This is a genomic window from Psychromonas sp. SR45-3 (assembly GCF_014163575.1).
Taxonomy (GTDB): Bacteria; Pseudomonadota; Gammaproteobacteria; order Enterobacterales; family Psychromonadaceae; genus Psychromonas; species Psychromonas arctica.
In genome coordinates this window covers 22,849-28,848 of the sequence record NZ_JACJDP010000048.1, presented here as the reverse complement: position 1 = coordinate 28,848, position 6,000 = coordinate 22,849, and the positions used below count along the sequence as shown (strand labels likewise).

General features: G+C 38.0%; 6 protein-coding genes. 5 read left to right on the top strand and 1 reads right to left on the bottom strand.

Annotation, left to right across the window (positions count from 1 at the left end; translation table 11 throughout):
* Both H5084_RS17465 and trxB read left to right on the top strand, forming a co-directional pair.
* Positions 1–355, top strand: a 355-nt coding sequence (locus H5084_RS17465) for a hypothetical protein (RefSeq protein ID WP_409077643.1), incomplete at its 5' end; no start/stop codon positions are given.
* A 169-nt stretch (positions 356–524) separates the two neighbouring features.
* Positions 525–1,475, top strand: a complete 951-nt coding sequence (trxB, locus tag H5084_RS17460) for a thioredoxin-disulfide reductase (RefSeq protein ID WP_182691896.1) — start codon at positions 525–527, stop codon at positions 1,473–1,475.
* Between the two features lie 103 nt (positions 1,476–1,578).
* Here trxB and folD read toward each other — a convergent pair whose 3' ends face one another.
* The gene (gene folD / locus H5084_RS17455; RefSeq protein ID WP_182691894.1) at positions 1,579–2,433 is read right to left on the bottom strand and encodes a bifunctional methylenetetrahydrofolate dehydrogenase/methenyltetrahydrofolate cyclohydrolase FolD; all 855 of its coding nucleotides are present in this window, start codon (positions 2,431–2,433) and stop codon (positions 1,579–1,581) included.
* Between the two features lie 280 nt (positions 2,434–2,713).
* Between folD and H5084_RS17450 the strand changes: the two genes are divergently transcribed.
* The 3 genes from H5084_RS17450 (at position 2,714) to yeiP (ending at position 5,902) form a co-directional block, all read left to right on the top strand.
* Complete coding sequence (locus tag H5084_RS17450) at positions 2,714–4,906, top strand: FUSC family membrane protein (protein ID WP_182691891.1); 2,193 nt, start codon at positions 2,714–2,716, stop codon at positions 4,904–4,906.
* A 79-nt stretch (positions 4,907–4,985) separates the two neighbouring features.
* A complete protein-coding gene (locus tag H5084_RS17445) occupies positions 4,986–5,312 on the top strand; it encodes a TusE/DsrC/DsvC family sulfur relay protein (RefSeq protein WP_028867619.1) in 327 nt (108 codons plus the stop codon).
* A gap of 23 nt (positions 5,313–5,335) precedes the next feature.
* On the top strand, positions 5,336–5,902 hold the full coding sequence (yeiP, locus tag H5084_RS17440; protein ID WP_182691889.1) for an elongation factor P-like protein YeiP: 567 nt from the start codon (positions 5,336–5,338) through the stop codon (positions 5,900–5,902).
* Positions 5,903–6,000: the final 98 nt, after the last annotated feature.

The window sequence follows — 6,000 nt, the reverse complement described above, 5'->3', positions numbered from 1 at the left end:
AGAAACTAAGGTTGAAGAAACTAAACTTGAGCAAACTGTCGCTGAAGTTAAGGTAGAAGAAATTAAGGCTGAAGAAGTTGAAACTGAAATCGCGCCTGTTGTGGATAAAGTAGAAGACGTTGCACAAGTTGTTAGCAACCAATCGACCTCAAGTTTGCGCGGCACCATCAGCAACGCTAAGGGTAAATCAACTTCAGCAATGGTTAAAACAATTTCAGAGCCTTTAGATTTAACTAAAGAGATTCAAATTGTAGCTGCAACTGAACGCCAAGTAATTGTGAAAGCTTCACAACAAGCTGGTAGTTCATTCGCAAGTAACCGAGCAAGTAGCGAAATGGTAAAAACTTCTTTATAATTTAGTAGTTTTTACCTATCAATGAGAACGGATATTTCGATGAGATATCCGTTTTTTTTTACTGAAATTGTCAGTTCAAAAGTTTAGTATTAATAAACTTTATCAATTATTAATTAGCGCAGTTTAAAAAATACAACTAGCTAATCTTTTTATTATTCAAGGTAACGATATGAGCGAAACTATACATAAAAAATTGTTAATTCTAGGATCTGGCCCTGCAGGTTACACGGCCGCAGTTTATGCCGCACGTGCAAACCTTAACCCTGTTATGATCACGGGTATGCAGCAAGGTGGACAATTAACAACAACAACTGAAGTAGAAAATTGGCCGGGCGGCGCAGCGGATATGACAGGTCCTGGTCTAATGGAAAGTATGAAAGAACATGCTTTACGTTTTGATACGGAAATCATTTTTGACCATATCAACGAAGTTGAATTAACTAAACGCCCTTTCACATTAAAAGGCGATACTGGCACTTACACTTGTGATGCGTTGATCATTGCAACGGGAGCTTCTGCTCGTTATTTAGGCTTAGACTCTGAAGAAGCATTTAAAGGTCGCGGTGTCTCTGCTTGTGCAACCTGTGATGGTTTCTTTTACCGTAACCAAAAAGTAGCGGTTGTGGGTGGTGGTAATACGGCTGTTGAAGAAGCCTTATATCTATCAAATATTGCCTCTGAAGTGCATTTAATACATCGCCGTACTGGTTTCCGTTCTGAAAAAATTCTTTTGGACCGATTAAATGAGAAAGTTAAAAATGGTAATATCATCTTACATACTGATCGCACTTTAGATGAAGTATTAGGTGATGATATGGGCGTAACAGGATTACGTTTAAAAGATACATTATCAGACAAAACAGAAGAACTGGCAGTAATGGGTGTGTTTATTGCCATTGGTCATAAGCCGAATACAGATATGTTTGCAGGCCAATTAGACATGAACCATGGTTACTTAAAAGTACAAACAGGTAGCGAGGGTAATGCAACTCAAACTTCTATTGAAGGTGTTTTTGCCGCCGGTGATGTGTCTGATCATATTTATCGTCAAGCAATCACTTCTGCAGGAACAGGTTGTATGGCCGCACTAGATGCTGAAAAATACCTAGATAACTTGTAATAACTTTTACAAACTAGTGTACAAAAAAAGACTGCATTTGCAGTCTTTTTTTATTTATGAAAATAATGATAAACAGAAAATTAGTTAACAATATTCACGCAAATTATGAGTGAAATTCATTACAAGCGAACAACGTATTTTCAATTAATGTTGCTACTGTCATTGGCCCTACACCACCTGGTACTGGTGATATCCATGCAGCTCTTTCTTTCGCTACATCAAACTCTACATCACCGGTTATTTTACCATTTTCTAAACGATTAATACCTACATCTAATACAATTGCACCTTCTTTTATCCATGCGCCGGGAATAAAGTTGGCTTGTCCACGTGCAACCACTAAGACTTCAGCTTGACGAACATGGTACTCAAGATCCCTAGTAAAACGATGACAAGTAGTGGTAGTACATCCCGCTAATAAAAGCTCTAACGTCATCGGACGCCCCACTATGTTTGAGGCACCAACAACTACAGCGTGCATACCACGAATATCAACACCAATTGCTTCAATCATAGAGATCATGCCACGCGGAGTACACGATCTTAATAAGGGGATACGTTGTGCTAAACGGCCAACATTGTAAGGATGAAACCCATCTACGTCTTTGCTTGGAGTAATACGCTCTATCACCGATGTTTCATCTAACCCATCAGGCAATGGAAATTGCACTAAAATACCATCAATGGTCTTATCGCCATTCAATTCGTCAATTAATGCTAATAATGTCTCTTGAGAAGTTGATTCTGGTAAATCATAAGCTTTCGAAGCAAACCCTACTTTTTCACAGGTACGGCGCTTACTTTGTACATATATTTGTGAAGCAGGATCGCCCCCTACCAATATAACGGCAAGTCCAGGTACGCGTAACCCTTTTTCTTTCCGTTTATTTACACCCACAGTTACCTTATCGGTAATTGCAGCGGCAATCGCTTTTCCATCAATGATTTGTGCGGACATCAAACATTACTCTTTTTAGTTAAAAAAATTCCACGCTATTGTCGCAAAAGTCACTTAAAATGTCACATCAAAGATACAAAATTTAGTAACTTAGCGTTAGGGTTTTAAGGTAATATCCTGACTTTAAATCAAAATTAGTTGGTTTTTTATTTAACGCAGTAAGTTACTTGAAAAATAGGCTGATATTAATATAAGTATTCAATAATATGTTGCTCCGAGTTATGGGAATAACAGCATCTATCTTTACATTATTGAGTATTGAAACCATGAGAAGTCATCTATGCAAAACCCTTTAACGTTGATGGTTAGACGCTTAATTTCCGACTCCAATGCCCACTCTGGTTTTAGAGTCGTGATTGCAATGACCTGTACTTTTATCCCTGCTATATTTGATCTCGATATTGGTTTATTTGAACAATCCAATTTAGCCATTTCATTGTCACTATGTTTAGGGGTAATGGCTTCAGCGATTGTAGAGGTAGATGAAAATACTAAAGACAGACAAAAATTCATTGCAACCGTCATAGCCTGTTTTTTTATCGCCGCATCCAGTGTGGAACTGTTACTGCCCTACCCACTTTTTTTTGCCATTGGTTTAGGCACATCTTCCTTTGCATTTATGATGTTGGCAAGTTTAGGTATGCATTATAGTAAAATTGGCTTTGGTGCCATTTTAATTGCTATCTATACCATGATAGGACATCGAGATAACGTTGCTTGGTTTGAACAACCATTGTTATTAGCCATAGGCGTATTATGGTATGGATTATTTGCTATTTTTTGGTCCCATTTTAGCCCTAACCGCACTATTCGGGAACAACTGGCACAACTATTTTATGCCATCAGCCGTTATCAACATCAAAAATCAGACCTCTTTGATGCTCAAAAAGGTAATTCACGAAAAGCCATCACTGAAACACGACAAAAATTAGCCCAACTGAATATCAGTATAATGGTGCGATTAGAATCATCACGGGATATGATTCGAGGTCAATACCGAGCAAATAACCACCAGCGCGAATTGAGTTTATTAAATCAATACTATTTGGTCGCGGAGCAAATACATGAACGTATTAGTGCTAGCCAATACTTATATAGCCAACTAGAGCATACCTTTGGTCGCAGTCAAATTCTAGAAGGCTTTCACCAACTATTTTTACAACTCAGCGATGATTGTCATATGCTGGGTGCCAGTATCAATGATAAAAAACAATACCAACACTCAAGACGTTTGAAGTGGACCATTCACGCCCTTTCAGATCAACTTTATTTATTAAAGCAAAAACTGCAATTATTTGATAATAATCAAGAGGCAATGCAAGCTTTACAAGCTATTTACGACAACCTCGAAGGGATAGATTGCTTGCTCGTTTCTTTGGAAGATATTCATAAGCTTCATAAATCAGGACATAGCGACCCGATTATCGTTGATAATGAGCCACAACTTAAAAACTCATTCTTGAAAAGCATTCACGATGCATACCTACAAAAAACCGGCGTATATAAGCATGCGGTACGGATCAGTTTATCGCTGGTATTTGCCTATTTAATTCAAGTTCAATTCCAACTTCATAACGGCTTCTGGATTTTATCGACGGTGCTGTTTGTTTGCCAGCCTAGTTTTAGCGAGACTCGTAAACGTTTAGTGTTAAGGAGTTTTGGCACCCTACTCGGTATTTTAATGTGTTTCCCGGCGTTCATATTGATCGAAAATATTCCCGTACAAATTGTATTAATGATTTTATCTGCCTTTTTATTCATTAATTACGTCAGAACAAACTACGGTTTAGCCGTTATTTTTATCACTTTATTCGTGATGTTCTTAACTAATTTACTCGCACATTCCGGAGTCGATGTCTTATATGAGCGTATTTATGAAACCATCATAGGCTGTGTGTTGAGTGCAATAGCGATCAGCGTTATTTATCCTGATTGGCAGTTCAAACGTTTTCCCGCAATGGTCAATGGTTTATTGCTCAATAGCAGTCGTTATTTCAAGCAAATCGCTCAGCAGTACCAGTTTGGTCGTAGTGAAAGTATGGTTTTCAGACAAACCCGTTTTGCTTCTTTTAAAGCGGATGCAGGTTTAACCACTGCTTGGCAAAGTATGTTATTTGAACCAAGTTCAAAACAGCACCTTAAACAAGAAATGTATGGACTAGTAAACCGTTGTGATGCGCTCAACTGCTATATGGCAGCACTCTCTTCACATCGCCATAAAATAGAGACTCATCAAGATTTAGCAATATTACAGCGTCTTTTTGATAGCACCGCAGAACAAATTTTATATACCTACCGGCCGGAGCTAAAACAGACAGCAATTGATAAAATTGAGATTGAATCTTTTGAATCTTATAAACAAGGTTTATCAGATGAATCCAAATTAATCGTTGAACAATTACGTTTAATTGCTTTTACCGCCATGGATATTCAAGTACTACTGCAACAAATTGAAAGTAAAGTCTCAGATTAATATTTTTGAATAGGCAACTGAATATTTTTGATATAGAATTTTGCACCCATTAAGCGTTCATTAGTTAGAGGAATTAAACTTGATATTTAACGGTCAAGAAATAGCAACAGATGCGCAGGGTTACCTACTTGATGCTAAGGGTTGGGATGTATCTCTCGCGGCTGCTATCGCTGATTTAGAAAACATCACCATGACTGACGAGCATTGGCAAGTTATCTATTTTGTACGCGATTTTTATGAGCAGTTTAATACCTCTCCGGCAATACGCGCATTAGTAAAGGCGATGCAAAACAAGTATGGCGCGGAGAAAATAAATAGCCGTTATTTATACCGATTATTCCCAGACGGGCCAGCAAAACAAGCGACTAAAATTGCCGGTTTACCTAAACCTGCACGATGTATATAAGCACTACATAAAGGAAATATAATATGCCTAAGGCAAGTGATATCAAAAAAAATACAGCTGTTGAATTTAACAACAGTGTTTACATTATCAAAGACATTGAACGCTCAGTACCTCAGGGCCGTGCAGGTGGTAGTTTATATCGCATGCGTATGTACGATGTAGTATCCGGCGCAAAAACCGACGAAACCTTTAAAGACAGCGATATGTTAACACTGGCTGACTTAATTCGTCGTAATGTTATGTTTTCATACCTTGATGGTGATGAGCTAGTATTCATGGACAACGAAGACTACACGCCATACAACTTAAATAAAGGAAGCATCGCTGATGAAGTTTTATTTATTGATGAAAATACACAGGGTCTACAAGTCGTTATTGTTGATGGCTCACCCGTTGGTGTTGAATTACCAGCCAGTGTCGATTTAACTATTGTAGAAACAGACCCTTCAATCAAAGGCGGTTCAGCGACTGCACGTACTAAACCAGCTATTTTATCTACTGGTTTAACCGTACAAGTGCCTGAGCATATTTCAACTGGCGACAAAATACGTGTAAACACTACTGAGAAGAAATTTATGGGTCGTGCATAACTTTAATGTCGATTCTAATCTAACAATGTAGGCCTACACTAAATCTACCTTAGGAAAACCATTCCTCTTTTAAGTAATTGAGGGTATTCGGTAAACTC

What these genes read in the sequence shown, in the direction of transcription:
- trxB (WP_182691896.1), top strand. Translation starts at nt 525, where the DNA reads ATGAGCGAAACTATACATAAAAAATTGTTAATTCTAGGATCTGGCCCT.
- yeiP (WP_182691889.1), top strand. Translation starts at nt 5,336, where the DNA reads ATGCCTAAGGCAAGTGATATCAAAAAAAATACAGCTGTTGAATTTAAC.
- folD (WP_182691894.1), bottom strand. Translation starts at nt 2,433, where the DNA reads ATGTCCGCACAAATCATTGATGGAAAAGCGATTGCCGCTGCAATTACC.
- H5084_RS17450 (WP_182691891.1), top strand. Translation starts at nt 2,714, where the DNA reads ATGCAAAACCCTTTAACGTTGATGGTTAGACGCTTAATTTCCGACTCC.